The following is a 26968-nucleotide window of genomic DNA, read 5'->3' as shown; positions in this document are numbered from 1 at the left end:
TTCGTCGAAGCGGCCGGTTTGGTGGTTAATATCCCGTAACGCGGCGTGGAATCGGGTTAATCCGGGTGGCTTTGGGCGCCCGATCCTGTCAACCACACAGCGTACGGTGGTCAGATTAACCCGCCATCTTCCATGTTCTTAAGAAAGCTTTCTGCCCGGGTAAGGATGCGGTCTTTCTTGTCCTCTGCCATGCGGTCCCACGTCCGGTACATGTTGCCCATTCTCGCGTTATCCGTGAATCTCTCGCGATGTCTTTCGAGGAAATGCCAGTACAGGACGTTGAAGGGACAGGCGTCTTCCTCGCCGTCCTTGGCCTTTACGTCGTAGGCGCAAAGCTTGCAGTGATCCGACATCTTGTCGATGTAATTTCCAGAGGAAACATAAGGCTTTGAGGCGATGATCCCGCCATCGGCAAACTGGCTCATGCCCACGGTATTGGGGCTTTCGACCCATTCGAAAGCGTCGATGTAGACGCTCAGATACCACTCGTGGACCTGATGCGGGTCGATCCCGGCCAGCAGGGCAAAGTTGCCGGTGACCATCAACCTTTGGATGTGGTGCGCATAGCCATGGTCACGGGTCTGCGCCACCGCCTGCCCGACGCAGCGCATCTTCGTCTCGCCGCCCCAATAGAGCCACGGCAAATCTCGCTTGTGTTTCAATACGTTGCGCTCGGGATACTCGGGGCCTTCGTGGAAATAGATGCCCCGCACGTATTCTCGCCAGCCGATGATCTGGCGGATGAACCCTTCGGCGGCATTGATCGGGACGTCGCCGTTTTTCCACGCGTCTTCAGCGGCTTGGCAGACTTCCATGGGGTCCAGCAGGCCGATGTTGATATAGGCCGACAGATGCGCGTGCCAGAGGAAAGGCTCGTTTTCGAGCATGGCATCCTGGTAGTCGCCGAACTTGGGTAAACCATGTTTTATGAAATGCGTTAACGCACGCCGCGCCTGCCCTTGGTCGGTGGCTAGGGTGAACGGGCGCAACGTCCCGAAATTCTTGGAGAATCGGGCCTCTACAAGGTCCAGAACCTCTTCGACGACATCGTCCGGAGTGAACTGCATCGGCGCAGTATCCACGCTGCCCGAGGCCGCCTTTCGGTTGTCATGATCGTAATTCCACTGTCCGCCGGCGGGGGTCTCGCCCTCCATCATCAGCCCCGTCTGACGGCGCATGTCGCGGTAGAAATACTCCATTCTCAAGGCTTTGCGCCCCTCGGCCCATTCCCCGAACTGCCTATGGGACGCGATGAAACGACCGTCCTCCAACTGCCTGACCTTCAGCGGACAGTGGGTCAGGGCCGAGATCAGCCGCCATTCGCCGGGTTCGGTGGCAAGGACTTCACTGGCGTCGAAGTCCTCCGCGCGGCGGATTAACTCTCCGCAAATGCTGCCCGTGTTATTGCTGTCGTCAAGCTCGGTGTAGGCTACGGTCCAGCCGTCATCTTGCAGTTTTCTCGCGAATTTGCGCATCGCGGCAAAGATCAGCGCGATTTTCTTGGGGTGGTGTTGTGCATAATCGGTTTCATCGGCAACTTCGGCCATGACCACGACATCGGTGTCCTTGTCCGCCGCCTTCAAGCCTGCGACGGTCATGGACAGCTGGTCGCCCAGTACGAGGACGAGGCGGGTCACCATGGAATGTCCTTACCGGAATAATCCAGAAACCGACCGCTGTCCGCAGGTGTCAGCTTTGACACGACCTCGAGGAGACGTTCGGCAGCCGCCTGCGGCAGAACCGTGGGATGTGTGTCCTGGTAGCCTTGTGTAAACTTCGTGGCAACGGTGCCGGGATGCAGGCAGACGCAAGTCAGGTGTTTGTATTTGCGGGACAATTCTATCGCCGCGCCGTGGATCAACTGGTTCAACGCCGCCTTGGACGCGCGGTAGGAATACCAGCCGCCCAACCGATTGTCCCCGATTGATCCAACTCGGGCGGACAACACGGCAAACACGGATTGACGATCTCGCGGGATCAGATGCCGAACATGTTTCAGGACCAGCGCCGGTCCGATGGCATTTACGGCGAACTGGTCGGCAAGCGACTTGGCTGACAGGGCGTTCAGTGACTTCTCAGGAACCGAACCGTCGATGCGCAGCGCGCCCGTGGCCACGAAGATCAGGTCGAACGTCCCTTCGACGCCCCCTAGGATTCGCTGCACGGATGACTCGTCCGAGACATCCAACCCGTGCGTGCTCCGGCTTATGGCGATTGTTTCAACACCCTGCGCGGTCAGCGCGGCGACCATCGCGGCGCCGATGCCGCCCGAAGAACCGATAATCAAAGCCTTTTCCATGTGCCGCAGCTAGGTGGGTTACTGCGGGCTTCAACCCCGTCCGATGTCTTCGCGCGCAATCGCCACGGTCTTGACGATCGCGTAGCACGCCACCCCCTGAGTCAGGGCCAGCGCCTCGGCCGAGCGCCGTGTCACCCGTGCCAGCACGCGACCGGCCGGCGTCTGAAGGGCAACCAAGGCACCCGGACCGTCGCCCGCACGGATGCTGTCCACCTGCCCGGGAAGGATGTTCAACGCAGACAGCCCTTCGGGGCGTTGGCGGGACAGGATGACCTCCTGCGCGGCGATACGGATACGGATGAGGGTTCCTGGCGCAGTGGCGACGCGCGGCAGAAAAAGCGCGATCCCGCCCGCGTCCAACTCGGTCAGACCGTCCTCGTGGTGCCGTGCGACCCGGGCTTCAAGCACTGCACCCACGGCGCGGATGCCCGCCGGGACCAGGTCGGGGTCGCCAAGGATATCCGCGGCACTGCCTTCCCGCTGCACCCTGCCATTGTCGAGCACGATGACATGGGTCGCCAGTCGGGCGACCTCGGCCGGGGAATGGGTGACGTAGAGGATCGGGCAGGACTGATCGCGAAGCTGTTCGAAATATGGAAGAATTTCAGCCTTACGCGCCTCGTCCAAGGCAGCGAGCGGTTCATCGGCGAGGATCACGCCAGACCCGGCCAGAAGCGCACGACCAATCGCCACGCGCTGTTGTTCCCCGCCGGAAAGCCCGCGTGGACGGCGGGTGAGCAGCGGAGCGATGCCAAGCATCTCCACCACGCGATCAAAATCAGTGCCGTGCCCGGATCGGTGTCCATACAGCAGGTTCTGCTTCACGGAGAGATGCGGGAAGAGGCGACCCTCCTGGAAAATGACGCCAAGCCCGCGTTGGTTCGGAGGCAACCAGATACCCCGGTCCGTGTCGGCCAAGGTCCGGTTCTGTAAAACGATGCGCGCCGTGTCGGGTTTCAAAAGCCCTGCCACGGCCTTGATGATCGTGCTCTTGCCGGACCCGGACCGCCCAAACAGGACCGTAAGTCCCGGCGGGAGATTCAGGTCAACATCCAGCGCAAACCCTTCGAAACGATGGGAAATCCGAATGTCCAGCATCAGGCCACCAACCGCGCGGCGACCCGTCGTGACAGCCATTCCGACAGAAGCAGGGCGCTCATGGCCACGGCAATTGAGATGGCCACCAGTCGGAGGGCCGAACTCTCGCCACCCGGCACCTGAAGGAAGGCATAGATGGCCGAGGGCAGCGTCTGCGTCTGGCCCGGTATGTTCGAGACAAAGGTGATCGTGGCGCCGAACTCGCCCATCGCCTTGGCAAAGGCGAGGATTGAGCCCGTCAGAACACCCGGCAGGATCAGTGGCAGGGTAATGGTCAGGAACACCTTTGCCCGTGACGCTCCCAATGTCGCTGCCGCCTCTTCCAGCCGGGGATCGACGGCTTCGATGGACAGGCGCATGGCGCGGACCATCAACGGAAAGCCCATGATCGCCGCCGCCAAAGCCGCGCCTGTCCATCGGAAAGCGATGGAAAGCCCCAAGACCTCCAGCGCCTGCCCGATCGGGGCACGTGGGCTGAATGTCATCAAAAGAAGGTATCCGGTCACCACGGGCGGCAGAATCAACGGAAGGTGGACCAGTCCGTTCAGCATCTGGCGACCCGGGAACCGCCACCGCGCCAGAGCATAGGCTACCAACAAGCCAAAGGGCAAAGAGGCGAGCATGGCCCAGAACGAGACCTTCAGAGACAGGGCAACCGCCGCCCACTCCTGGGGCCCAAGCCACTCCATGCTATTTTTCCATTGGTTCGAAGCCGTTGGCTTCAAAGATAGATCTGGCCGTATCGGTGCCCAGAAACGCCAGAAATGGCCCAGCGGCCTGTTCGCGGCCTTTCATCGCTGCGACGGGGTAGACGATGGGGGAATGGCTGTTCTCCGGGAATTCCGAACGGACATACACGTTGGACTCCGCCCGTGCGTCTGTCGCGTAAACGATGCCATACGGCGCAGCCCCGGAAGACACCAGTGACAATGCCGCCCGGACGTTGTCCGCCTGTGCTACATGGCCGGACACAGACTGCCAAAGGTTCAAGGTCTCGAGGCCGGTCTTGCCGTATATCCCGGCGGGAACCGCATCGACGAGCGCCATGGCGAGCCGTCCGCCCTGCAGCAACCCGACCAGATCGGTGTCTTGTGACAGTTCAATCGGGTCACCGGGCTGTGCCGAGATCAAGACCAGTTTATTGCCTAACAGGTCTCTTCGGGTGCCTTCTGCCAGCAGGCCCTCGGCCTCCAGGACATCCATCCAGTCCGTGTTTGCGGAAATGAACAGGTCCGCCGGAGCACCGTGCTGCAGTTGTCGGGCAAGAGCCGACGAAGCCGCGTAGGACAGAACAACAGACTCAGAGGTCTCGGCCTTGTAGGCATCAGCGATTTCGTCGAGCGCGTTCCGCAAGGATGCCGCGGCAAAAACCGTGATATCCCCAGCCGTTGCGGCAGTTGCAAAGATCAGGAGGGAGAGAGTGGCGACAAGGCGTTTCATGCATGATTTCTCGCATGCGTGGCGCGGTTCGGCCAGATGAAAAACCGCAGGCACACCGGGACCTTTGGGCGAGGGAACGCCGGAGGCGGCGGTGCGCGGTATCAATACGTTTCGGCCCCGCCGAGAGGGCGAGGCCGATGAAAAGCATAGTTTGATCCGAAAAGATCAGAAGTCAAGGTTCTCGACGGAAAGCGCGTTCTGCTGGATGAACTCGCGACGGGGCTCAACCACATCGCCCATCAGCTTGGTGAACAGGTCATCGGCCTCTGCCATGTCATCAATGGTCACCTGCAAAAGGGTACGCGCATCCGGGTCCAGCGTGGTTTCCCAAAGCTGATCGGGGTTCATCTCGCCCAGACCCTTGTAACGCTGCAGCGACAGGCCCTTTTCGCCTTCTTCGAGGATTGCCTTGAGCAGCTCCAGCGGACCGTGGATGACCTGCCGGCGCTCCTTGCGCTCCAGAGCGGCGACGGTTCCATAGACGGATTGCAGGCTCTGGGTGAACGAACCGGTCTTGCGTGCCTCGCCCGAGCGCAGCATCTGGCCGTCCAGCGTTCGGACCTCTTCCACGCCGCGCAGGATACGTGCCAGGCGGACGCCCTTGTCCTGCGTGATGCGACCTTGCCAGCCACGTTCGTATTCCAGCGCAACCATATCGAGGCGCGCCGCAACCTTGTCGGCCACGCCTTGCAGGTCGGCATCCACTGCCCCCGGTACGAACGCCCCGGCAATCGCCGCCTGCTCGAGGATATGGCGCGGGTAATGGGTGGGGAAAGCGTCGATGACCCGCTTCAGCTGTCGCGCCTCTTCGACAACGCGGATGAGGTCCTGCCCGACGATAACCTCGCCGGAGGCCAATTGCAGTTGTGCCCCCTCGATCCCCATCTGGACGAGGTAATCGTCAAGGGCCGTCTGATCCTTGAGGTACACTTCGGATTTGCCCCGCGCCACTTTGTAAAGCGGGGGTTGCGCGATATACAGGTATCCACCTTCGATCAACGCAGGCATCTGGCGGTAGAAGAACGTCAGCAGAAGCGTCCGGATGTGGGCGCCGTCGACGTCCGCATCCGTCATGATGATGATCTTGTGATAGCGCAGCTTGTCGATGTTGAACTCGTCCCGACCGATGCCGGTGCCGAGCGCCATCACGAGGTTCCCGATTTCCTGCGACCCCAGCATGCGGTCAAAACGCGCGCGTTCCACGTTCAGGATCTTGCCGCGCAGTGGCAGGATGGCTTGCGTGCGGCGATCGCGCCCCGTCTGGGCGGAGCCACCGGCGGAGTCACCCTCGACCAGGAAAAGTTCGGTCTTCGACGCATCCTTTTCCGAGCAATCCTTCAGCTTGGCCGCGTTGAAGGACACATCCATGGCCGTCTTGCGCCGCGTGAGTTCACGCGCCTTGCGGGCGGCTTCACGGGCCATGGCGGCCTCGATGATCTTGCCGACGATCTGACGGGCCTCGGCGGGGTTCTCCTCGAACCACTCGCCCAGCTTCTCGTTCATCAGGCTTTCGACTGCCGGACGCACCTCGGAGGACACCAGCTTGTCCTTGGTCTGGCTGGAGAATTTCGGATCGGGCACCTTGACCGACAACACGGCGGTCAGGCCCTCGCGGGCGTCGTCACCGGTGAAGTTGATCTTTTCCTTCTTCGCGATGCCGCTGTCCTGGGCGTATTTCTGCAACTGCCGGGTCAGCGCGCCACGGAAACCGGCAAGGTGCGTGCCGCCGTCGCGCTGCGGGATGTTGTTGGTGAAGGGCAGGACGTTCTCGTGGTAGGAATCGTTCCACCACATGGCGACCTCGACCCCAATGCCGTCCTTCTCGCCTTCCATGTAGACCGGGTCGGTCATCACGGATTGCTTGGACCGGTCGAGGTATTTCACGAATTCCCGCACGCCGCCGTCATAATGCAGCTCGACCCGCAGGGGTTCGGCGGGGCGGTCGTCCTCGAGGATGATGCGCACGCCGGAGTTCAGGAAGGCCAGCTCGCGCAGGCGCTTTTCCAGCGTGTGGAAATCGTAGTCGAGGTTCGAGAAGGTGCCGTTCGGATCATTCGTCTTGGCCGAGGCAAGGAAGCGGACCTCGGTCCCCTTCTCGCCCACCGCGTCGGCGACGACGCGCAGGTGCTCTGTGCAGTCGCCGTGCTCGAACTTCGCCCAATGCTCCTTGCCGTTGCGCCAGATGCGCAGCTCTAGCCAGACGGACAGGGCGTTCACGACAGACACGCCCACGCCATGCAGACCGCCCGAAACCTTGTAGGAATTCTGGTCGAACTTCCCGCCGGCGTGAAGCTGGGTCATGATGACCTCGGCGGCGGAGACGCCTTCCTCGGCGTGGATGTCGACGGGAATGCCGCGCCCGTTGTCGCGCACGGAAACGGATGAATCCGAGTGTATTTTGACGTGCACGTAGTCCGCGTGCTTGGCCAATGCTTCGTCGATGCCGTTATCGACGACCTCGTAAACCATATGGTGCAGGCCCGAGCCGTCATCGGTGTCGCCGATGTACATGCCTGGACGCTTGCGGACTGCTTCCAAGCCCTTAAGAACCTTGATGGAATCGGCGCCGTATTCGTTGGCGGCGCTCGGCTGGTCGGACATGCCCATTTCCCTTGTTATCTTGGCCGGATTTATACCCCGCGCGCAGGGGATTGTCACGCGCCGGACACAATATTTGGTATAAACCTCAGTGTTTTGAAACTAGCGAAACGCCGTCGTCCTCGGTGACCACCAGCGCTTGTGCACGATGTCCGAGTTCGGCGAACAATTCGGGCCCGGTGCCGGTCATCCAGGCCTGAGCCCCCAAGGAGGAAATCTCGTCAAACAAGGCCGCGCGGCGGCCGGCGTCAAGATGCGCAGCCACCTCGTCAAGCAACAGGATGGGAGGCTCACCTTCGTCCTGCGACAGCGCCCGCGCATTGGCAAGAATGAGCGAAATCAGCAGCGCTTTCTGCTCCCCGGTCGAGCAATCAGAGGCGGGAACGCCTTTCGCGATGAATGTCCCCTGCAGGTCGGTGCGATGTGGCCCCACCAGCGTTCGGCCAGCTGCCAGATCCCGAAAGCGGCTTTCCTCAAGCGCGTCCCGCAGATCCGAGGCGTTTTCCGGCATGCTTCCTTCAGACTGGATCAGCGTGAGTTCAGCGGCCGGAAACGCCGTCTCGGCCCCCGACTGCGCCTGCATGATCCGGGCGACAGACGCCCGACGGTTCAGATGTATGGCCGCGCCCGCTTCGGCCATCTGGGTCTCCAACGCACCGTACCAATGGGGATCGCGCACCATGTCCTTGAGCAGGCGATTGCGCTCCCGCATGGCCTTTTCATAGTCCAGGGCGGCCTGCGCATGATCGGGGAAAAACGACAAGGTCAGGCGATCCAGAAACCGTCGCCGACCTTCGGCACCTTCGATCCAAAGCCGATCCATAGACGGAATCAGCCAGATCGCCCGCGCGATACGCCCCAGCGCCACTTGACTGGCTGGCTTGTCATCTATCCGGACTTGCCGTGCGGCCCCACCTTCGGAGCTGAAGGATATTTCGTGAAAACCGCTGACGCCCACGAGGTCACCGGAAATCTTCCAGCCCAGTGCCTCGGGCCGTCGTGCCATCTCGGCCGCTGCCGCCCGTCGCATCCCTCGTCCCGGCGAAAAAAGCGACACCGCCTCGATCAGGTTTGTCTTGCCCGCGCCATTCGGACCCCAAATGGCAATGGGGCGGCGATCCACCTCGATCACCGCCCGTTTGTGCGACCTGAAATGCGACAGGGTGAGCGACGTCAGGTACATGCGCCGCCAACCAGCTTCTTCTTGGTCAAAGTACTCTCGCCGGAGGCTCCGACGCGGATCACACGCGCATCGGCATGACGACGTAAACCGCGCTCGTATCGTTGCCTTCACGCATCAGGGTCGGATCACCGGAAGAGTTGAACAGGAACACGGCGTTCTCGCGGTCCACTTGGCTGGCGATCTCCAGCAGGTACTTCGCGTTGAAACCGATCTCCAGCCGCTCATCCCCATAGGCAACGGCCAGCTCTTCCTCCGCAGCACCGCTGTCCGGCGCGTTCACCGACAGGATAAGACGATCCTCGTCCAGTTGCAGTTTCACGGCGCGGCTGCGCTCGGACGAGACGGTGGCCACACGGTCGACCGCCTTGGCGAACTCCGAGGCGTCCACCTCCAGCTTGCGCGTGTTGCCCTGCGGAATGACGCGCGTGTAGTCGGGGAACGTGCCGTCGATGACCTTCGACGTCAGCGTGATGTTCGGCGTGGCAAAGCGCACCTTGGTCTCGGACACGGACACGGCAATGTCCATGTCATCCTCGTCCAGAAGCTTGCGCAGCTCGCCTACGGTCTTGCGCGGAACGATCACGCCCGGCATGTCGGCGGCACTCTCCGGCAAGGTCGCGTCGATGCGGGCGAGACGGTGGCCGTCAGTGGCGACGCAGCGCAGCACCTTGCCGCCATCGGCATCGGCCACGTGCATGTAGACACCGTTGAGGTAATACCGGGTTTCTTCAGTGGAAATGGCAAATTTCGACTTGTCGAAGAGGCGGCGCAGCACCTGCGCCTTGCAGGAAAAGTTCGAGCTGTACTCGGACGACGCCATGACCGGGAAATCTTCCTTGGGCAGGGTCGCGAGGTTGAACATCGAACGGCCCGCCGACACGGTCAGGCGACCGGAGCCCGGCTCTTCGGACAGGACCACCAGCGCGCCATCGGGCAGCTTGCGGACAATCTCGTGCAGGGTCACGGCGCTGACGGTGGTGCCGCCAGCCTTCTCGACCTGGGCGACAGCCTTGTCCAGCACCTCGATGTCCAGGTCGGTGGCGCGGAAGGTCACGGTTTCACCCTCGGCCTCGATCAACACGTTTGCAAGGATCGGGATCGTGTTGCGACGCTCCACAACCGACTGTGCCTGCGCTACTGCCCGCAGCAATGCGGCGCGTTCCATGCTGATCTTCATAGCCCTACCCTCTCCGCCAGTCCGGCCACATCCCGGGGACGCGCACGTTAGCGCGGAGCGACGGGCGCTCCAAGCCGGTTTTGCGATTTGTCGAATGGTTTTAAGGAAGCGTCAAGGCTCGTGCGGCGCATTCGCAACGCCGCACGACTTGTGTGGTCTTATCGACTCAGGCTTCCAGCGCGCGGCGCAGCATTTCGACATCCTCGTCGATCTGGCCGTCCTGCACGCGCAGCTCCTCGATCCGCTTGACGCCGTGCATGACCGTGGTGTGATCGCGCCCGCCAAAGCGCCGACCGATCTCGGGCAGTGAACGCGAGGTCAACTGCTTGCACAGGTACATCGCCACCTGACGCGGCCGGGCAAAGTTGCGTACGCGCTTCGGCCCGATCATGTCGGACAGGCGGATGTTGTAGTGCTCGGCCACCTTGCGCTGAATCTCGTCGATCGAGATCTTGCGCTCCGACGCCCGCAGCACATCAGCCAGCGAGTCCTGCACGAGGTCCATATTGATCGGCTTGCCGACAAGGCTGGCAAAGGCGAACAGACGTGTCAGCGCGCCCTCAAGAACACGCACGTTGGTCGAAATGCGATGCGCGAGGAATTCCAGCACGCCGTCGTCGATCACCAGACCAGGATGCATCCCGCGATAGACTTCGACTTTGGACTGGAGAATGCCCAGACGCAGTTCGTAATCTGTCGGATGAAGGTCCACCACCAGCCCGGATTGCAGACGCGAGCGGATGCGGTTTTCCAGATCCTTGATCTCGTCCGGCGCGCGGTCCGCCGAGATGATGATTTGCTTGTTCTGGTCCACCAGCGCGTTGAAGGTATGGAAGAACTCTTCCTGCGTGCTGTCCTTGCCGGCGATGAACTGCACGTCGTCGACCATCAGCACGTCGACGCTGCGGAACATCTCCTTGAAGTCCATCATCTTGCGCTCGCGCAGGGCTTGCACGAAGCGGTACATGAACTGTTCCGCCGACAGGTACAGCACGGTGGCCTTCGGGTTGCGCTGCGACAATTCCCACGCAACAGCGTGCATCAGGTGCGTCTTGCCGAGGCCCACACCGCCGTACAGGAACAACGGGTTGAAGGTCACGGGGCCACCCTCGGCCACGCGGCGCGCGGCGGCATGTGCCAGCTCGTTCGGTTTGCCCACCACGAAGGTGTCGAAGGTAAACCGCATGTCGAGCGGCGCGCCCGGCAAGGACTGGTCCCTGGCAGTGGTCGCCGGAGCCGCGGGTTCATCGCCCGGAAGCTCCACCGGCTTCCTGACCTCCTCCCGATCCCGCAGGCCGTCGCTGATTCCAGCCTGAAAGTTCAGGCGGCGGACAGCGTTGTCCACGGTCGAGATCTGCGCCAGCAGCATGTCGCCAAAGTTCTGTGAAACATAGGTCCCGAAAAAATTCGTCGGGGCCTGCAAGGTCATAACACCGTCACTCGTCATTCCACGAAAGCGGAGAGGCTCGATCCAGGTTTTGTAATTGTTTTGTCCGATCGTCCTGCAGATCTGCTCTTGGAGGGCGCCCCATTGTTCTTTTGTCATCCGCCAACTTTTCCTCGTTCCGTTCCTTAGGCCGTGTGCGCACGGCCACGGGTCACGCGGCTTCAGACACGAAACAATCGACCCCATACCCATTGCGGGCATGAGATGGGACACACGGTCCCGGGGTCGTCATGCTCTTGCGCCACTGTCCCGTTGGCGCAAAGGGCATTTCGGCCCGTTTCGTAAATGGACTAGGCCAGGGTTACCCCTGAACATCATCGGGAACGCCAACAACAACGTTCCGACACGTAGGTTTCATGGTCCTCGAAAGAAGCCCTGAAACCGGCAGCCTTGTCCCCCCTGGTGCGACGTGACTCGCAGGGTGAAATTACCAATCATCCACAGGACGCGGCAACCGAACTTCATTCTTGACTCAGGGATTCCCGCAAAAGAATCTCTGGCCGTTTTTCGGGTCTCGCAAACCCTTGAAAACGCACAAAGGGCACCACCCGAGGTGATGCCCTTTGGCAACGCGATTCTGAGTCGGATCAACCGGCTATCAGGCAGCCATCGCCTTCACGCGGGCTGCGAGACGCGACATTTTGCGCGATGCGGTGTTCTTGTGGAAGATGCCCTTGGTGACGCCACGCATCAGCTCCGGCTGAGCAGCTTTCAGAGCGTCCTGAGCGGCAGTCTGGTCGCCCGATGCAATCGCTTCCTCAACCTTGCGGATGTAGGTGCGGATACGCGAGCGGCGCGACTTGTTGACGGCTGCGCGCTTTTCGCTTTGACGTGCGCGCTTTTTCGACTGGGGCGTATTTGCCATGATGATCGGTCCTTGTGTCTGGTCACTGAGCGGGTCAGCGGTATCGGTTCAAAACTGGAATGCGCGGCGAAAGCCGTTGCAGGCCCGAATTGACCACGGGACCGATTCTTGCCAGAGCGGGCATCACGCGCATGTATGACCGGCGCCTATAAAGCACCGGGGGCTTCCGGGCAAGGCGTTTCCGGCCTCGACTGCCCGTCAGCGGGATTTTGGGTATCCGTGCGCCCCGTCCCATAGGGTCTGGACGGAGCGCAAAAGACCTCAGCGGTCGCGGAACTGCGCAGAGCGCTTTTCCATGAAGGCAGCCATGCCTTCTTTCTGGTCTTCGGTGTTGAACAACGCGTGGAAAGCGCGGCGTTCGGACAGAAGGCCCTGCGCGAGGGTCGTCTCGTAGGCGATGTTCACCTGCTCCTTGGCAACCACCGTAGAGATCATCGACTTTTCAGCGATCTTCTCTGCGGCGGCCTTGGCCTCTTCCATAAGCGATTTCGCTGGAACGACGCGCGACACCAGACCGGAGCGCTCTGCTTCCTCAGCATCCATGAAGCGACCGGTCAGAACCATGTCCATGGCCTTCGATTTTCCGATGAAGCGGGTCAGGCGCTGCGTCCCGCCAATTCCGGGGATCACGCCAAGGTTGATCTCGGGCTGGCCGAACTTTGCAGTATCCGCCGCGATGATGAAATCACACATCATGGCCAACTCGCATCCGCCGCCTAGCGCGTAGCCCGCGACTGCCGCGATGATCGGCTTGCGGGTCGCAACAATGGCGTTACCCTCGGTGCCGAAGAAGTCGGACATCAGCATGTCGACATAGCTTTTTTCCGACATCTCCTTGATGTCGGCACCGGCAGCGAAGGCCTTGGGCGAGCCGGTGATGATGATACAGCGGACCTTGTCGTTCTTGTCACACTCCGCCAAGGCCGCGCTCAGTTCACCCAGCAACTCGGAGTTGAGGGCGTTCAGGGCGTCGGGGCGATTGAGTTTGATGGTAGCGACGTGGTCTTCTACTTCGACGATGATCGTCTCATAGGCCATGGGCTTTGGGCTCCGTCCGGTTCCGTCAGGGGCAAAGCCTTAACACTTCGTTCAAAGCGATCAAGTCTACTTTTGGCAAGTCGGACAATAGAAAGACGACCGTCCCGATTGGACCACCCTATGGATGACCGAAGGGCAGTCGGTGGTTCGGCAGGGCTGGCCCTCGCGCCCGTAGACATCAAAGTTGTGCTGAAAATATCCAAGCTCTCCATCGGCTTGACGGAAGTCCTTGAGGCTCGATCCACCGGCGTCAATCGCCTCCTCCAGCACCTGCCGGATGACGGGCACAAGGGCCGCGATTCGAGCTGCCGATATGTTGCGCGTGCGCCGCACCGGAGAAATGCCTGCACGGAAGAGGGCCTCGCAAACGTATATGTTTCCGAGGCCGGCGACGATCTTCTGATCCAGCAGGGCGGATTTGACCGGCGTATTCCGGGGTTTCAACGCCTCTACGAGGTGAGATTCGGTGAAGGCGTTGCCCAGAGGCTCGGGACCGATCTGCGCCAGAAGCGGGTGCAACTCGGCTGTGGCTGTCGGCAGAAGGTCCATGGCTCCAAACCGACGCGGATCGTTGAAGGTGATCCGAGCGCCGTTGTCCATATCGAAGACCACGTGGTCATGCTTCTCCGGCGCGGGATGATCGTGGACGAACTGCCCCAACGGATCGCCAGATACCAGCATGCGCCCGGACATGCCGAGATGGATCAACAGTGTCTCACCAGTGTCGAGGTCCCCGAGGATATATTTCGAACGTCTGCGCAGTTGCAGCACCTTCGCCCCCGTCAACCGTTCCGCCATGCGTTCAGGGAAAGGCCAGCGCAGGTCAGGACGGTTCACCTGAGCCCTGACTATGGTGCTCCCTTCCATCGCGGGGGCGAGGCCGCGACGGACTGTCTCGACTTCGGGCAATTCGGGCATTGGCGTGGTCCTTCGGATTGTCTATCGGCGGCAGCGCCCTATAAGAAGGCACCATACGGTGGCGCGACAAGCCCCCGGCGAACCGCAAGAGGCGATTATGGCGCAAGACTCTGACAAGACAACGCATTTCGGTTTTACCGAAGTCCCCGAAGGGGAAAAGGCGGGCCGCGTTCAGGGCGTCTTTACTTCGGTTGCGTCGAAATATGACGTCATGAATGACGCCATGTCGATGGGCATTCACCGTATCTGGAAGGATGCAATGATGGATTGGCTGGCGCCGCGGCCCGGTCAACGCCTGCTAGACGTGGCCGGTGGCACAGGGGACATATCGTTTCGTTTCCTCAAGCGTGCCGGTAGGGGTCATTCCACCGTTCTGGACCTGACCGAATCCATGCTGGTGGAAGGGCGCAAGCGTGCCGAGGCTGCCTCGATGGCGGACAGCCTGGATTGGGTGGTTGGCGATGCGATGAAATTGCCCTTTGCGGACAATACTTTCGACGTCTACACGATCTCCTTTGGCATCCGTAACGTGACCCGCCCACAGGAGGCGCTCAACGAGGCCTATCGCGTACTGAAACCGGGTGGCCGTCTGATGGTGCTGGAGTTCAGCCAGATCCCGAACGATCTCATGCAGAAGGCCTATGATCTCTACTCCTTCAATGTGATCCCGCGGATGGGGCAGGTTATCGCCGGAGATCGGGACTCGTACCAGTATCTCGTTGAAAGCATTCGACAGTTCCCCGATCAGGAGACCTTCCTCAGCATGGTGCGTCAGGCGGGGTTCGAGAACGCAAAATATCGGAATCTGACCATGGGCGTCGCCTGCTTGCACTCGGGCTGGAAACTGTGAGGGGTCCGCACAATATCTGGAGGCTGATCCGGACCGGCGCGACGCTGGAGCGGACCGGCGCGATGCGCGTGGTTCTGGATGCATTCGAAGCACCCGCCCCCCTTCGGCTGGCCGCGCGAGTCCTGGCCTGGCCGTTTAGCTGGTTGGGGCACAAGGGTGATCCATCGATGCCACCGGTCGTGCGGGCGCTGTCTGCCTTGGGACCGGCGTACATCAAGTTTGGTCAGATTTTATCGACCCGCCCTGACGTGGTTGGCAGCGAAATGGCGACGCAACTGCGCGTATTGCAAGACAAGTTGCCGCCCTTTTCCGTCGACGCTGCCAAAGCACAAGTTCTGGAAGAAACCGGCTTGACCGTCGATGAACTGTTTTCGGAATTCAGCGCGCCCGTTGCTGCTGCATCCATCGCCCAAGTGCATCGCGCACGCCTGCGCGATACCGGCGAAGAAGTGGCGATCAAGGTCCTGCGCCCCGGGATCGAGCGCGCCTTTCAAAAGGACATCGACGCTTTTTGGCTCGCCGCTGTGGTGATCGAAGCTTTCTCGCCCGCCTCGCGTCGACTCCGCCCTCGGGATGTCATTGCGCATTTCGAAGGCGTGGTCATGGGCGAATTGGATTTGCGGCTAGAGGCTGCAGCAGCCAGTGAGTTTGCCGCCAACACTGTAAACGACGATGGCTTCCAATTGCCGGCAGTGAACTGGGCGCTGTCAGGGCGCCGGGTCATGACAATGACCTGGGCCGAAGGCGTTCCCCTGGGAGATAACGATGCACTCGACACAGCGGGCCATGACCGGGCAGCATTGTCGAAACGCGTGTTGCAACTGTTTCTCAACCACGCCTTGAGGGATGGCTACTTTCACGCCGATATGCATCAAGGCAACCTCAAGGTCGCGCCCAATGGGGATATCATCGCGTATGACTTCGGCATCATGGGGCACATCGACGAATACACGCGCCGTGTGTATGCGGAAATTTTGTTTGGGTTCATTCGCCGGGATTACAAACGTGTAGCAGAGGTTCACTTCGAAGCAGGCTACGTACCGGCCGATCGTGACCCGGATGAGTTTGCACGCGCTCTGCGCGCGGTCGGAGAACCCATTTTCGGTATGGACGCCACGCGCATCTCGATGGGCAAGCTGTTGGCTTATCTGTTCGAAGTCACCGAGCGTTTCGGGATGGAAACGCGGACGGAACTGATCCTTCTTCAGCGCACGATGGTGGTCGTCGAAGGTGTGGCTCGTTCTTTGGATCCACACATGAACATCTGGAAGGTCGCGCAGCCCGTAGTGGAAGACTATATCAAGCAGTCTATCGGCCCACGCGCAGCCGCATCAGATCTTTGGAAGACGGCGATGGTCATGGCGCGTTTCGGACCGCGGTTGCCTCAACTGGTTGAAGCCGCGCTGATCCGCCAGTCTCAACCTCAAATGGAGGTGCGCCCAAACCTGTGGCCCGGGCGAGTTCTATGGCTTGCTCTTGGCCTTGTCACCGGGGGACTGGGCGTAACAGCAGTCCAGATCCTTTTCTGAAACCCATCAAGCGTCACCAGCCCTCAGCCCGTTGATCATCTCGGAGTTTAATTCTGTCCCGTCGGCCATGCGGATCATGACGTTGCCATTGTAATTCCTGACCTCGTCAATGGTGCTGTAAACTTGGGCCATCGCCGTATCGGTCAGCTTACCGCCATCGTAACTTTCGATGTGAAAACTGTAGTTGCCGACCGGAAGCATGTTGCCGTCATTGTCATGCCCCCCCCAAAGAACGCTTTGCTCTCCGACCTCGATATCGAAGCGCTGAACTTCCATACCGGAGCCGTTGCGAACGACCATGACCGCGGCATCAGCTCCGTTTGCATATTGCGGCCTCACCGTAACGGGTTGTCCTGAAAACTGAGCCGGTGCACGGACAAGCCCCTCCATTCCGATCCAGCGGCTCATTTCCGAGAGTGCGTTGCCGCCCAAAACATTCGAAATATTGCGCAGCAGATCATTGGTTTGAACTTGTTGTTCAACCGAAGAAAACGTGGCCAGCTGCGTGGCGTATTCCGTGGAATCCACAGGATTCAGAGGATCTTGGTTTTGCACCTGAACCGTCAGCATTTTGAGGAACGTCTCAAAATCCGAGCTTAGAACCGCGCGATCTTCTTTTGTGGCGGTATTGCTGCTGGCGCTGGATTGGCTGGAGTACAGCGGAGGGGGATTGGTGATTTCAACCATGGTTCAACCTCATATCCTGATATCAAGTCCATCGGCGCCCACCGGGGGCTTCGATTGTTCCGGGGTCGGATCTGGTTCGGCGTAATCCATCGTAGATTGTCCCGCAGCCCTGCCCTCGGCACCCTGACGCTCTTCTCCAAACGAGAACCCTGCTCCCTCGTAGCCCGCGTCCGCCAGATTTCGCGCCAACTCATCGACATTTCGCCGCATCAAATCCAGAGTTTCCGGTCTGTCGGCCTGAATGTGAACCGTCAAACCATGCTCCCCGGAGACAAGATACATACGTACCCGACCAAGTTCCTCGGGCGCCAGCCTCAGTTCTACGGTTCCTTCATTGATCCGTGAGAACCCATCGACAATCTGTCGAACCACCGAAGCGCTATCCGCACGCTGACTGGGGCTAGATTGGTGCGGTAACCCAGCCGCAACAGAGCTTTGTTCAGGCCGTGTTCCTGCAGCCAGGCCTATCTGTGTGATAGGCTCAGACGACACTTCGTCTGAGGCATCTTCGATCCTCGACGCCAACTCCATCGTCTGCGCGAACTGACTATGGAATATGATTTGTGGCATTGCGGGCGCGACATTGGTCGGTGCAGTTCCAGACGGTACTTTCGGTATGGCCGCAAGTTCTAGCGTCCTGTCCCCGCTTTCGGAATATGCCCTAGAGGCAGTGTGCGCCAAATCTTCCGTAACAAGACTGCGACGAGATGAGACGAACGTGGCCGCTACCACAATTTCTGGCATAGATTGAATGCTATCATCATACCCAACCCGCATAGGCTGATCTGAAGGCGCGGGACTCGGAGTCATGGATCGGAAAACAGGTGTCTCGCGCCTTATGAACGGTTGCCCTACGGCGATGTCCTCTGAGACAGAAGGTATGACGCCGGTGTCCCGGTTTGATTCTGCTGAAACATTAGGCCCTGGCGGAGTAGCCTGAAGCCCGCTAGGATTGTGCCCACTTTCCGTCCCGGCCGCCCGGCGAACGAAGCCGCGAAAATCGTCTGGTTCACTAATTCCGGCATTCTCGCCGAAGCCCTGAGAATTATCGGGGGTCACAGCCAGACCTGTTGCTGCCTGTGTGACTGCGGCCGCTGTCGTAAAGGTGACCGTAATCTCTGCCCTCACGGGCTCGTTATGATTTGTAAATTCACGGGCGGGAAACCACTCGGGCGCGTTCGGGCGTGCCGGAGACAAGCTCCGAGCCTGAAATATCGGGAGGTTTGCGCCGCGCAACTCCTTTTCGAAACCGGAAGGCCGCGTGCTCGCTCCACTCATTGCGGAAACGTGCTCCTGGCGAGAGAACCTTTCCTCATGGCGCTTAGGCAGTTCTTCGGCGCCGGCAGCCTCGAAGGGTTTGAAGCCGCTTCGCTCTCGCATTGCGGGCAGCGGAGAGGCAGTTACTTCTGATCCAATCCCAGTATTCGGTTGGACCAAAACGGGCTTTTTTTCAAGTTCCGCTTCCGGCTGTACTGAAGGAGCAGTGCTTATGTGCTTGCCGTCCTGCGAGAACGCAAGTCCTTGCAACGATCCGAAACCGATTCGCTGGTCGGCTTCTTGCCCTTTTTCTGTGAGATTTGACAGAGGATCTTGTTCCTCCGCACATAGAGAAGCTTTTTGCATATTTGAAATAGACGGTTCGATCACCGAGCTAAGAACAGACTCAGTGAGCGCGACAGAATCTGAATTCTTCATCGCGGATGTTGAGACACTAGGCACGTAGGAGAGCTGTGAGGGTAAACGAGCGGTGTCCGAACCTGCGTATGTTTTGACCGAAGGATCATGCGTTGCGGCTGTGGATTGCATTGCCGAAAAATGGCTATCGATCTCAACACCTTCAGGTCTTGAAAAATATCTGCCGGTTACACCCTGAACTTTCGTTGCGTCCAAGGCTTCCAATAGTCGCGTTCCACCGGCTGAAATTTTTTTAACCAATTCGCGCGAAATATTCGGAGGTTCCGGAGTCAACGAAACTTCCGCCAATTCACCTTTCTGCGTCAATTTTCTAGTGATTTCTTGATCTTCATTTGATTGGAGATGTAGTTGTTGACCTTTATTAGCCAACGCAGCGTGCTCCAAAATTGAACGGTGGCTCTCAGTATCCTGAACCACTTTAGCGCCCAGCGCTTCAGGAAGGGTTGCGAGTTCTATTTCCGAATCTTGTTCAGGATCTTTCTTTTCAAGAGAGGCTTCTTGCCGAACGAAGATAGCCTCAACCTCAGGAACATAGTCCGTTACATCAGACTCCGGCTCGCTGTAGATGTTAGGTGTGATTTCCCAATCGCCTATAATGCTCTCGGAAGCTTGCTCATTTTCAGAGCTTTCAGACTTCGCCGCCTCCACAACAAGATCGACCGGATCTCTGTGCGTCTCACCTTGTTTCTCATCGGTCTTAGCAAAGACTTCTGAGAAGTCTTGGCTCGGCACCTCCGCCTTCTGGGGGTCAACGCCTTGCAGTTTGGGACCAACGCCCAAGAGGCTAGTCAGTTGGCTTAGCATGATCGCTCCGGGAATTCTTCCACGAGCAAACCTACTGCGGACATCCTTACCAGTTCTTTACCGGCGCTGGTGCAATACAGCGAAGATGAGTCGAATTGGAGAAAAAAGCCATGGAGCTATCACAAAATCTTCCTGTTTTCATGGATAAAAGGGACCAAAATCTGAGGGAAGCAGCCACGGAGCTTGAGGCAAATTTTCTTGCCGAGATGCTTAAAGCTTCTGGTGTCGGCGAAACCCCGGAAAGCTTTGGTGGCGGTGTCGGAGAAAGCCAGTTCGCTTCCTACATGCGCCTCGAGCAAGCGCGCCAGATGGCCGCACACGGCGGCATTGGCCTGGCCGAATCGATTTATCACGCCCTCAAGGAGAGAATGAATGACTGAAGATAACATCGCGACACGGCTTGCGCACCTCTTGGAGGTCGAGCGTACCGCTCTCATGGAGGGTGACTTTGAGAAGATTGAAGAGTTGATCGACCAAAAGCAGAGAATAATAAGCGAACTACGCGAAGCTCCGATGGCCGTTGAGACCCTGTCTCCACTGCGCGCCAAACTTCGCCGAAACCAGGAACTCTTCGATCATGCACTGGCGGGTATCCGTAACGTGGCAGCTCGGCTTGGCGACCTTAACCGGGCCAGAAAATCGATCAGCACCTACGACGCTACGGGCCGCAAAAAGAGCATTGCTGCGCCGCAAGCTCATAAACTTGAGAAACGCGCGTGAGATTTGCTTCAAATATTCAGAACAGCGGAGAAGTGTTTTAGCGGTCCATTAGCATTCCCGAGCCAAGTTGGCCTTGCACCTAAAGAGGGTGGCGCAGGCCGAAAAAATGGTTCGGGCTGTACGCGTCAGAAAGACGTCAGAGATGCCGTTCGCGGCAACAGCAACCGGCGCAAAGCGCTAATGAACAGCAAGGACAAGACATGTCTAGCATCCTGACGAACAATGGCGCCATGGTGGCGCTGCAAACCCTGAAGACCATCAACTCGCGACTTGCCACGACACAGCAGGAAATTTCTACCGGGAAGACCGTCGCAACTGCCAAGGACAACTCCGCAGTCTGGGCAATTTCCAAAGTCATGGAAGCCGATGTCAAGGGCTTCAAAGGAATCTCAGATAGCCTCAATCTTGGTCAGTCGACTGTCGCTGTGGCGCGTCAAGCGGCGGAGACAGTTTCGGACCTCCTGACTGACATCAAGGGAAAGATCGTCGCGGCGCAGGAAGAAAATGTCGATCGTGACAAGATCCAAGCCGATATCTCGGCGCTTCGAGACCAGATCTCTGCGGTCGTAGGTGCAGCGCAGTTCAACGGACTCAATCTGCTTTCGAACGTATCACTCACGGCCGGTTCCGGCGAAATCAACATCCTTTCGTCTCTCGACCGTTCCGGCACGGGCGTCACCGCATCAGATATCACGGTCGGCAAGCAGGACTTGGCCACGGATGCGCAAGCGATTCAGGCTACCGGCGGCACTTTCACCGCGGCCGGGGTCACCGGCACCCTTAATGCCACCCAGACCGTGACACTCGATCTCTCTACGTTGACCATTGAGGCTGGAAAAGCGTTTGCTATCCAGATTTTTGGCACCGACGCAGACGATTCGACATTCACCCAAGCTGATTACCGTAATACGGCGGCAGCCGCCATGACACAGGCGGAAGCGGCTGCAGAACCTATGGCATATGTTGCGCGCGATGGAGATACCGCCCAGGACGTAGCAAAAATCCTTGCCGAGAAATGGGCGACCTATCTCGCCGCCAACAACTTGGATTCCAATGTTCTGGATATTCAGGCAAGCGGCTCGGGACTTGTTCTGACTTCGACGGTAACAAACGCCACAGATCTCATTGCAGTCAGCGTTGCAACGGTAGGTGCTGATGCAGGAAATACTATCGGAGGGCGGTTGGCGGGTTTGGCGGACGTCGATGTCACGACCCAAGCAGGTGCGGATTCCGCCTTGGCTTCGATTGAGGGCCTGATCAACACCGCTATCGATTCGGCTGCTGCTTTCGGTTCCGCCCAAGGGCGCATTGAAACCCAACTCGACTTCGTATCAGGCCTCACGGATGCCCTGAAATCAGGTATCGGCACCTTGGTAGACGCAGACATGGAAGAAGCATCCGCGCGTCTTCAGGCGTTGCAGGTCCAGCAGCAGCTGGGTGTCCAGGCGCTTTCCATCGCGAACAAGGCGCCGCAGTCTCTTCTGTCGCTGTTCCAGTAACGGGATAGTCGGAGGCCGGATGGTCCGGCCTCCGAACTTCATCCCTCCTTGACCCTCTAAGACAGCAGGTTTTCAAGTGAACGCTCAAACACAAGCGCTGCGGGCTTACGCCCAGAACGCCCGAACAACTCAAACGCCCCGTGGCACAGAGTACGAGTTGATTGCTCGGGTTACACATAGAATCAAGGCCGCTGCCGAAGGTGGGCCTATGGCCTACCCCAAGTTGGTTGAAGCTCTTTCCGACAATCAACGGCTTTGGACTATGTTGGCAATCGACGTCGCCGATGAACGGAATGCGCTACCTCAAGACCTCCGAGCGCGGATATTTTACTTGGCGGAGTTTGTTCAACAGCAGACATCGAAAGTTTTGACCAGAAAAGGCCGGATAACTCCGTTGCTGGAAATAAATGCTGCCGTCCTGAAAGGGTTGGGTGGCGGGAGGACGAACCGATGAGCGGATTGGTATTGAAACTTGGGCCGAGGGAACGTGTTCTGATTAATGGAGCCGTGATTGAAAATGGTGATAAACGTAGTCGCTTGTCGATCGTCACACCCAATGCAAACGTGCTGCGACTCAGGGATGCGATCCACCCTGACGAGGCACAGACTCCCGTGCGGCGACTTTGCTATACTGCACAGCTCATCCTGACTGGAGATGCCCAGCCGGAAGATGCAAGGGCTCAGCTTTTACCACGGATTGAAGAGCTAAGTCACATTTTGGTGGATCCAGACAGCCGCAGGCTTCTGACACAAGCGACAGAGGCGTTGCTCGGCGACCAGTTTTATCAATGCCTCAAAGCCCTTCGTGCACTCATTCCTCGAGAAGACAGACTTCTGGCAGCGGGAAACAAATAATGCCTATCACACCGATGATACCTGGCGCTGGCTTGATTGGATGGCAAATACTCCAAACAACGCTGAAGTCACAGCAAAAGGCTTTCAACAGTAGCGCAGACGTCGCCAGAGATGCCCAGTATTTCAAAGAGAATATCGGGAAAATATCTTCCGGTGACGAACTTGTGGAAGACAGGCGTCTTCTGAGTGTGGCGTTGGCAGCGTTTGGGCTTAGCGATCAAATAGACAGCACATATCTTCTCAAGCGCGTTCTAAAAGAGGGCGCCAAAGAGGATACATCCCTGGCCCGAAGGTTAAGCGATGGGCGCTACGTCGCGTTGGCAAGCGCATTTGACTTCCAAAAAACCGTGGAGTACCCATTTCAAAAAGAGGGCTTTTCGGATGATATTTTGGAGGCTTACGACAAAAAAGTTCGGGGCGATCTTGAAAGGCTATTGGAACAACCAGAGTACAGGGACAATGCACTTGCTTCAGTGACACTCGAGTCTACGGTAATAAGCGCACTTGACATAACAAAGGAAAATTTTGAAGCCAAAATTGCGTCTGTAAATTCGGTAGACGATCTAATTTCCGATCCAGATCTTCTTAAGGTTGCTCTGGGTGCCTTCGGTGCTGAAGATCGGATCAATAGCCGAAATCTATTAAAACGCGTTTTTACGGAGGGCACCCAAGATTCAAACGGGTTGGCAAATGTTCTAAATGATCGAAGCCTAATTTCAATGGCGAAAGCTTTTGGATTTGACGCCAAGCCTAAAATTGCAATTCAAGCTGATAATTTTGCAGATAATATAATTGATAACTACCAGAGACAGATGTTCGAAGACGCCATTTACGAAGTGGACTCAACGATTGGAACAGCGATCAGTTTTCAGAACGCAGCTCCGGCATTGGCCGGTATGGATAGCTCAGACAACACAAAGTGGTTTAACGTTTTGGGAGATTCCATGATGCGCAACGTTTTCGAAACCGCTCTTGGACTACCAAGCGGCTTCAGTCAAATAGACATTGACAAACAACTGGAAGTTTTAAAAGAAAAGGCGCAAAATAGATTTGGGATTAAGAAATTTACAGAGCTAGAAGACACCGCAATTGTAAACAGAGTGATTTATAGTTATCTCCTGCAATCTCAGGCGTCTACGATTGGTGGGTCTGGGTCCCAACAAATCGCACTTACTTTACTGTCATCTTTGAACTCAAACACAAATTAACAGGCTGCTGAAATATCTGCCGTGAGGAACAGGTTCCCTTTTTCGCAGGTGCTGGATGGCGCCAGATCATTGATAGACAGTCTTGGCGCTGCCTTCCACCTTAAGGCTGCCAACGGTTTCGGTAGCCGTGTACTGAACCGCCCCAGGTTTACCGGAGAGTTTCTGGTTCAATGGTTAGGCTCAGGCCTAATTAAGATTTGGCGGACAAGGTGATGTAGGGGCGTCGCGGAGACCTGCATCCTGAGCGATAAGTTTTGGCTCACGGAGGCGCAGATGGAGCGCCTTTGACCGTTCTTTCCGAAGAGCCGAGGCAGCCCGAAAGCCGATGACAGACGCGTCCTCGGCGGGATTATCTTCTTCAATCGCAATGGCTTGCGATGGCGTGATGCGTGCAGGAAATACGGCGCTCACAAGACACTCTACAACCCGTCGGTGGAGCGAGATGGGCGTCTTCGCCAGGATCCTTGTCGAACTGGCCGATCAGTGGGCCGCCATGATCGCCTCCCGGGACATCCCTGAGAGATGCCCTGCAGGGCAGTGAATGCGACATATCTCCAAGGCGCATCGCACGGCCTCCAGCCTGCGGGCGAAAAAGGGGGGCGCGGTCGTGCCAATGGCCGAACCAAGGGCGGGATGAACCCTTGCCTGGCAGGGCATTTCCGCAGGAAATGTCCCGAGGGGGTCAAAGCTGCACGCGATCTTTGACGCCGTGGGTCGCCCGCTGCGCATGTTCCTGACTGCCGGACAGGTCAGCGACTATCGCGGCGCGCAGGCATTGTCGGACGCGTTCCCAGCGGCAAACTGGCTTCTGGCCGAACCGCAGATACGACGCGGACTGGTTCAGAAAAACGTTTCAGGACAGGAAGATAAGAGCCTTTCAGGGCTGATTTGATCCCCCGGATCAAATCTTGTCGCCCCTCACCTCGGACCGGAAAAAACCACAAGACGCCGGTCAATTACCCCTCTCGGGACATTGCTGCGCAATGCCCTGCCGGGCAGTGGACAACCGTCACTACCGCCGCCGCAACCGGATCGAGATCATGTTCGGTCGACTGAAGGACTGGCGAAGCGTCGCAACACGCTATGACAGAAACCCGATCATCTTCCTCTCGGCCATCGCCCTCGCAGCCATTGTCATCTTCTGGCTGTGAATACGCATGAGTCCTGACCCCTCTGTATTCCGGATCTGGTAGCGTGGTGCCGACACGCGTCCCGGCCAACACCCGTGACGGGGTGGTGCGCGACGTCTGACCCTCGTGGTATGACCACGCTTCCTAGTCTGTCGGCACCGCCTACCCTTCATTGTCTCGAACAGTTGCCAGCGGTCCGTTTGGGACCGTGTATGAGAAGGAGGAGAGCATGGCGAAGGTAACACATGACCGGTTCATCGGGATAGATGTGAGCCGAGACTGGCTTGATGTTCATCGCCTTCCGGACGGTCAGCGCCACCGTATGCCCAATGATGACGCCGGTCATCTTGCCGTGGTCAATCTGGCCCGAAACCGCCGGGCTATCGTTTGCTTCGAGGCGACGGGCGGGCAGGAATGGCGGCTCTGGTTCTATCTGGAGGATGCAGGCGTCGAAGCCCGCCAAGTGCCCCCGGCCCAAGTCAAGGCCTTTGCGCGCAGCCTGGGAATCCGCGCCAAGACCGACAGGATCGATTCCGAACTCATCGCGCGCTTTCTGGTCTTCAGGCCCGAGGCGGGACGAACACTTCCCGCGGAACATCTACGTTTTCTCAGGGCCTTGACCACCAGGCGGGCACAGGTGGTCGAGATGCGAAAGCGGCTCCAGGCGCAGATCCGGGCGCATCGGAAATCGGGAACTGCGGAGCTGTTCGAGGATGTCGATGTGGAGCTGAACGAGCGGTCGGATGTCGCGATTACCGAACTGGAAAGCCGAATTTCAGAGCTTATCGGTCGCGACAGCCATCTTGCGGACATCGCGCGGATCCTTCGTTCCGTACCCGGCATCGGATCGGTCGCCAACTCAACGCTGATCGCCGAACTTCCAGGACTCGGTACTCTCACCGGCGAAGAAGCTGCGGCGCTGACCGGTCTGGCGCCTGTGGCGCAGGACTGTGGAACACTACGCGGTAAGCGCGCCATCGCCGGCGGCCGGCGCGCGCTGCGGCATGTCCTGTTCCAAGCGGCACTTTTCGCCTCGCATCACAACCTGACGCTCAAAGCCTTCGCGGATCGGCTCTGCAGGGACTGCAAAACGCACAAGGTCATCGTGACAGCGGTCGCACGCAAGCTCGTCATTGTCGCCAATGCTCTCTGCAAAAAACGGCGTGAATGGGAGCCCCTCCACCCCGGAAAGATACAGGTGCTAGAAAACTCCTCTCCTCCCGGAGCACACGGTTCTCTTTCCTCAGCTTGGCGATCTCGCGCTCCAGTTCGGACTGGGCTGTCGGTTTCTCAGGATTGCGCCGATCCTGCTGTATGCAGCGGTTCAGCGTCGAGAAGCCGATCCCAAAATCTGCGGCCACCTGCTTGCGCGGCAGCCCGCTCGTCAAGGCCACGCGCACAGCTTCGGCGCGGACTTCTTCGGCCGGTCGTGATGCCTCGGTATTGTCCTTTGCACACGATACGTGGTGAAAGGAGCGGCCCCAGAACATGACGGGTCAACTGCGTGCCTTTGATCGTACTTATTTTCAGCAACCGCGCCGCTGGACGGTGAACACTTGGTAAACAACGCTCGCAAGTCCATAAACGCGCCAAATCACCATTTACCGTTGATTTTCCCTTCCACCCGTATCAGGTCATGAAGGAAGGGAGACGGACATGCTGGCCTTTGCGCGCTTTTTCATCATGGCCATGGTGGTCTGCACACTGCTTTACGTGGTGCTGTGGTTCCGCCTGCGCGCGCGCCGCCGCAAGCTGATCCTGCAGGACTGGAAGGACGACCACAGCGACCGGAGGCTGAAAACCTTCGTCGCCGAGGAAACCGCCCGCTGGGACCGCATCCGTCATATCTCGCTGATCACCTGCGTCTACGTGCTGCCTGCCGTGACGGTGACGGTGATCATCTACCTGACGAATTTTTACTGAGAGGC

The 26968-nt window shown here is 58.5% G+C and carries 23 protein-coding genes and 2 pseudogenes; 11 read left to right on the top strand and 14 right to left on the bottom strand.

Annotated features, from left to right (window positions below; translation table 11 throughout):
* Window positions 1-110: 110 nt before the first annotated feature.
* The 12 genes from ACP16H_RS07165 to mutM form a co-directional block, all read right to left on the bottom strand.
* Complete coding sequence (locus ACP16H_RS07165; RefSeq protein ID WP_425071581.1) at window positions 111-1640, bottom strand: cryptochrome/photolyase family protein; 1530 nt, start codon at window positions 1638-1640, stop codon at window positions 111-113.
* Window positions 1634-2299, bottom strand: a complete 666-nt coding sequence (locus ACP16H_RS07160; protein ID WP_425071580.1) for an SDR family NAD(P)-dependent oxidoreductase — start codon at window positions 2297-2299, stop codon at window positions 1634-1636. Before ACP16H_RS07160 ends, ACP16H_RS07165 begins: the two co-directional genes overlap by 7 nt.
* 30 nt (window positions 2300-2329) lie before the next feature.
* Window positions 2330-3436 (bottom strand): molybdenum ABC transporter ATP-binding protein, encoded by a 1107-nt coding sequence (gene modC, locus ACP16H_RS07155; RefSeq protein WP_425071579.1) that lies wholly within the window; start codon window positions 3434-3436, stop codon window positions 2330-2332.
* Window positions 3397-4086: a molybdate ABC transporter permease subunit gene (gene modB, locus ACP16H_RS07150; protein ID WP_425071578.1), complete on the bottom strand. Its 690-nt coding sequence runs from the start codon at window positions 4084-4086 to the stop codon at window positions 3397-3399. The genes modC and modB overlap by 40 nt, the downstream gene beginning before the upstream one ends.
* Window position 4087: 1 nt before the next feature.
* Window positions 4088-4837: a molybdate ABC transporter substrate-binding protein gene (gene modA / locus ACP16H_RS07145; protein ID WP_425071577.1), complete on the bottom strand. Its 750-nt coding sequence runs from the start codon at window positions 4835-4837 to the stop codon at window positions 4088-4090.
* A gap of 165 nt (window positions 4838-5002) precedes the next feature.
* Window positions 5003-7438, bottom strand: a complete 2436-nt coding sequence (gyrB, locus tag ACP16H_RS07140) for a DNA topoisomerase (ATP-hydrolyzing) subunit B (RefSeq protein WP_425071576.1) — start codon at window positions 7436-7438, stop codon at window positions 5003-5005.
* 85 nt (window positions 7439-7523) lie between these two features.
* Window positions 7524-8618 carry a DNA replication/repair protein RecF gene (gene recF, locus ACP16H_RS07135; RefSeq protein WP_425071712.1) on the bottom strand — a complete coding sequence of 365 codons (1095 nt, stop codon included), beginning with the start codon at window positions 8616-8618 and terminating at the stop codon, window positions 7524-7526.
* A 58-nt stretch (window positions 8619-8676) separates the two neighbouring features.
* On the bottom strand, window positions 8677-9795 hold the full coding sequence (gene dnaN / locus ACP16H_RS07130; RefSeq protein WP_425071575.1) for a DNA polymerase III subunit beta: 1119 nt from the start codon (window positions 9793-9795) through the stop codon (window positions 8677-8679).
* A 166-nt stretch (window positions 9796-9961) separates the two neighbouring features.
* The gene (gene dnaA / locus ACP16H_RS07125; RefSeq protein WP_425071574.1) at window positions 9962-11341 is read right to left on the bottom strand and encodes a chromosomal replication initiator protein DnaA; all 1380 of its coding nucleotides are present in this window, start codon (window positions 11339-11341) and stop codon (window positions 9962-9964) included.
* 499 nt (window positions 11342-11840) lie between these two features.
* Window positions 11841-12107 (bottom strand): 30S ribosomal protein S20, encoded by a 267-nt coding sequence (gene rpsT, locus ACP16H_RS07120; RefSeq protein WP_425071573.1) that lies wholly within the window; start codon window positions 12105-12107, stop codon window positions 11841-11843.
* Between the two features lie 261 nt (window positions 12108-12368).
* On the bottom strand, window positions 12369-13145 hold the full coding sequence (locus tag ACP16H_RS07115; protein WP_425071572.1) for an enoyl-CoA hydratase: 777 nt from the start codon (window positions 13143-13145) through the stop codon (window positions 12369-12371).
* A gap of 66 nt (window positions 13146-13211) precedes the next feature.
* Entirely contained in the window at window positions 13212-14063 is an 852-nt protein-coding gene (gene mutM, locus ACP16H_RS07110) for a bifunctional DNA-formamidopyrimidine glycosylase/DNA-(apurinic or apyrimidinic site) lyase (protein WP_425071571.1), read from the bottom strand.
* Window positions 14064-14160: 97 nt separating this feature from the next.
* Between mutM and ubiE the strand changes: the two genes are divergently transcribed.
* Both ubiE and ubiB read left to right on the top strand, forming a co-directional pair.
* Window positions 14161-14913, top strand: coding sequence for a bifunctional demethylmenaquinone methyltransferase/2-methoxy-6-polyprenyl-1,4-benzoquinol methylase UbiE (gene ubiE / locus ACP16H_RS07105; protein ID WP_425071570.1), 753 nt, complete (start codon window positions 14161-14163; stop codon window positions 14911-14913).
* A complete protein-coding gene (gene ubiB / locus ACP16H_RS07100) occupies window positions 14910-16442 on the top strand; it encodes a 2-polyprenylphenol 6-hydroxylase (RefSeq protein ID WP_425071569.1) in 1533 nt (510 codons plus the stop codon). The genes ubiE and ubiB overlap by 4 nt, the downstream gene beginning before the upstream one ends.
* A 6-nt stretch (window positions 16443-16448) precedes the next feature.
* On the opposite strand, the gene ACP16H_RS07095 is transcribed toward ubiB, so the two are convergent.
* Both ACP16H_RS07095 and ACP16H_RS07090 read right to left on the bottom strand, forming a co-directional pair.
* Complete coding sequence (locus ACP16H_RS07095; protein WP_425071568.1) at window positions 16449-17129, bottom strand: flagellar hook capping FlgD N-terminal domain-containing protein; 681 nt, start codon at window positions 17127-17129, stop codon at window positions 16449-16451.
* Window positions 17130-17138: 9 nt separating this feature from the next.
* Window positions 17139-19628, bottom strand: coding sequence for a flagellar hook-length control protein FliK (locus ACP16H_RS07090; RefSeq protein WP_425071567.1), 2490 nt, complete (start codon window positions 19626-19628; stop codon window positions 17139-17141).
* Window positions 19629-19738: 110 nt separating this feature from the next.
* On the opposite strand from ACP16H_RS07090, the gene ACP16H_RS07085 reads away from it, so the two are divergent.
* The 9 genes and pseudogenes from ACP16H_RS07085 (at window position 19739) to ACP16H_RS07045 (ending at window position 26963) form a co-directional block, all read left to right on the top strand.
* A complete protein-coding gene (locus tag ACP16H_RS07085) occupies window positions 19739-20008 on the top strand; it encodes a rod-binding protein (protein WP_425071566.1) in 270 nt (89 codons plus the stop codon).
* On the top strand, window positions 20001-20348 hold the full coding sequence (locus ACP16H_RS07080; RefSeq protein WP_425071565.1) for a flagellar protein FlgN: 348 nt from the start codon (window positions 20001-20003) through the stop codon (window positions 20346-20348). Before ACP16H_RS07085 ends, ACP16H_RS07080 begins: the two co-directional genes overlap by 8 nt.
* A gap of 200 nt (window positions 20349-20548) precedes the next feature.
* The gene (locus ACP16H_RS07075; protein WP_425071564.1) at window positions 20549-21847 is read left to right on the top strand and encodes a flagellin; all 1299 of its coding nucleotides are present in this window, start codon (window positions 20549-20551) and stop codon (window positions 21845-21847) included.
* A gap of 76 nt (window positions 21848-21923) precedes the next feature.
* Entirely contained in the window at window positions 21924-22301 is a 378-nt protein-coding gene (gene flaF / locus ACP16H_RS07070) for a flagellar biosynthesis regulator FlaF (RefSeq protein ID WP_425071563.1), read from the top strand.
* Window positions 22298-22702, top strand: coding sequence for a flagellar biosynthesis repressor FlbT (gene flbT, locus ACP16H_RS07065; RefSeq protein WP_425071562.1), 405 nt, complete (start codon window positions 22298-22300; stop codon window positions 22700-22702). Before flaF ends, flbT begins: the two co-directional genes overlap by 4 nt.
* Window positions 22702-23910, top strand: a complete 1209-nt coding sequence (locus tag ACP16H_RS07060) for a DUF1217 domain-containing protein (protein ID WP_425071561.1) — start codon at window positions 22702-22704, stop codon at window positions 23908-23910. Before flbT ends, ACP16H_RS07060 begins: the two co-directional genes overlap by 1 nt.
* A 240-nt stretch (window positions 23911-24150) precedes the next feature.
* Window positions 24151-25061 (top strand): annotated as a pseudogene (locus tag ACP16H_RS07055) (IS5 family transposase).
* A gap of 208 nt (window positions 25062-25269) precedes the next feature.
* Window positions 25270-26193 (top strand): annotated as a pseudogene (locus ACP16H_RS07050) (IS110 family transposase); the annotation flags it as partial.
* 503 nt (window positions 26194-26696) lie between these two features.
* Window positions 26697-26963, top strand: coding sequence for a hypothetical protein (locus ACP16H_RS07045; RefSeq protein ID WP_425071560.1), 267 nt, complete (start codon window positions 26697-26699; stop codon window positions 26961-26963).
* The last annotated feature ends 5 nt before the right edge of the window (window positions 26964-26968 follow it).

This window comes from Sagittula sp. S175 (assembly GCF_049800975.1).
Taxonomy (GTDB): Bacteria; Pseudomonadota; Alphaproteobacteria; order Rhodobacterales; family Rhodobacteraceae; genus Sagittula.
This window is presented reverse-complemented; position numbering and strand designations above follow the sequence as displayed.

Bases quoted from the DNA above. Each gene is read 5' to 3' on its own strand.
- ACP16H_RS07160 (WP_425071580.1), bottom strand. From the start codon at position 2,299: ATGGAAAAGGCTTTGATTATCGGTTCTTCGGGCGGCATCGGCGCCGCG.
- recF (WP_425071712.1), bottom strand. From the start codon at position 8,618: ATGTACCTGACGTCGCTCACCCTGTCGCATTTCAGGTCGCACAAACGG.
- gyrB (WP_425071576.1), bottom strand. From the start codon at position 7,438: ATGTCCGACCAGCCGAGCGCCGCCAACGAATACGGCGCCGATTCCATC.
- ACP16H_RS07165 (WP_425071581.1), bottom strand. From the start codon at position 1,640: ATGGTGACCCGCCTCGTCCTCGTACTGGGCGACCAGCTGTCCATGACC.
- ACP16H_RS07090 (WP_425071567.1), bottom strand. From the start codon at position 19,628: ATGCTAAGCCAACTGACTAGCCTCTTGGGCGTTGGTCCCAAACTGCAA.
- ACP16H_RS07115 (WP_425071572.1), bottom strand. From the start codon at position 13,145: ATGGCCTATGAGACGATCATCGTCGAAGTAGAAGACCACGTCGCTACC.
- modC (WP_425071579.1), bottom strand. From the start codon at position 3,436: ATGGCTGTCACGACGGGTCGCCGCGCGGTTGGTGGCCTGATGCTGGAC.
- ACP16H_RS07095 (WP_425071568.1), bottom strand. From the start codon at position 17,129: ATGGTTGAAATCACCAATCCCCCTCCGCTGTACTCCAGCCAATCCAGC.
- ACP16H_RS07075 (WP_425071564.1), top strand. From the start codon at position 20,549: ATGTCTAGCATCCTGACGAACAATGGCGCCATGGTGGCGCTGCAAACC.
- ACP16H_RS07080 (WP_425071565.1), top strand. From the start codon at position 20,001: ATGACTGAAGATAACATCGCGACACGGCTTGCGCACCTCTTGGAGGTC.
- mutM (WP_425071571.1), bottom strand. From the start codon at position 14,063: ATGCCCGAATTGCCCGAAGTCGAGACAGTCCGTCGCGGCCTCGCCCCC.
- rpsT (WP_425071573.1), bottom strand. From the start codon at position 12,107: ATGGCAAATACGCCCCAGTCGAAAAAGCGCGCACGTCAAAGCGAAAAG.
- ubiE (WP_425071570.1), top strand. From the start codon at position 14,161: ATGGCGCAAGACTCTGACAAGACAACGCATTTCGGTTTTACCGAAGTC.
- flbT (WP_425071562.1), top strand. From the start codon at position 22,298: ATGAGCGGATTGGTATTGAAACTTGGGCCGAGGGAACGTGTTCTGATT.
- ACP16H_RS07045 (WP_425071560.1), top strand. From the start codon at position 26,697: ATGCTGGCCTTTGCGCGCTTTTTCATCATGGCCATGGTGGTCTGCACA.
- ACP16H_RS07085 (WP_425071566.1), top strand. From the start codon at position 19,739: ATGGAGCTATCACAAAATCTTCCTGTTTTCATGGATAAAAGGGACCAA.
- modA (WP_425071577.1), bottom strand. From the start codon at position 4,837: ATGAAACGCCTTGTCGCCACTCTCTCCCTCCTGATCTTTGCAACTGCC.
- ACP16H_RS07060 (WP_425071561.1), top strand. From the start codon at position 22,702: ATGCCTATCACACCGATGATACCTGGCGCTGGCTTGATTGGATGGCAA.
- dnaN (WP_425071575.1), bottom strand. From the start codon at position 9,795: ATGAAGATCAGCATGGAACGCGCCGCATTGCTGCGGGCAGTAGCGCAG.
- dnaA (WP_425071574.1), bottom strand. From the start codon at position 11,341: ATGACAAAAGAACAATGGGGCGCCCTCCAAGAGCAGATCTGCAGGACG.
- modB (WP_425071578.1), bottom strand. From the start codon at position 4,086: ATGGAGTGGCTTGGGCCCCAGGAGTGGGCGGCGGTTGCCCTGTCTCTG.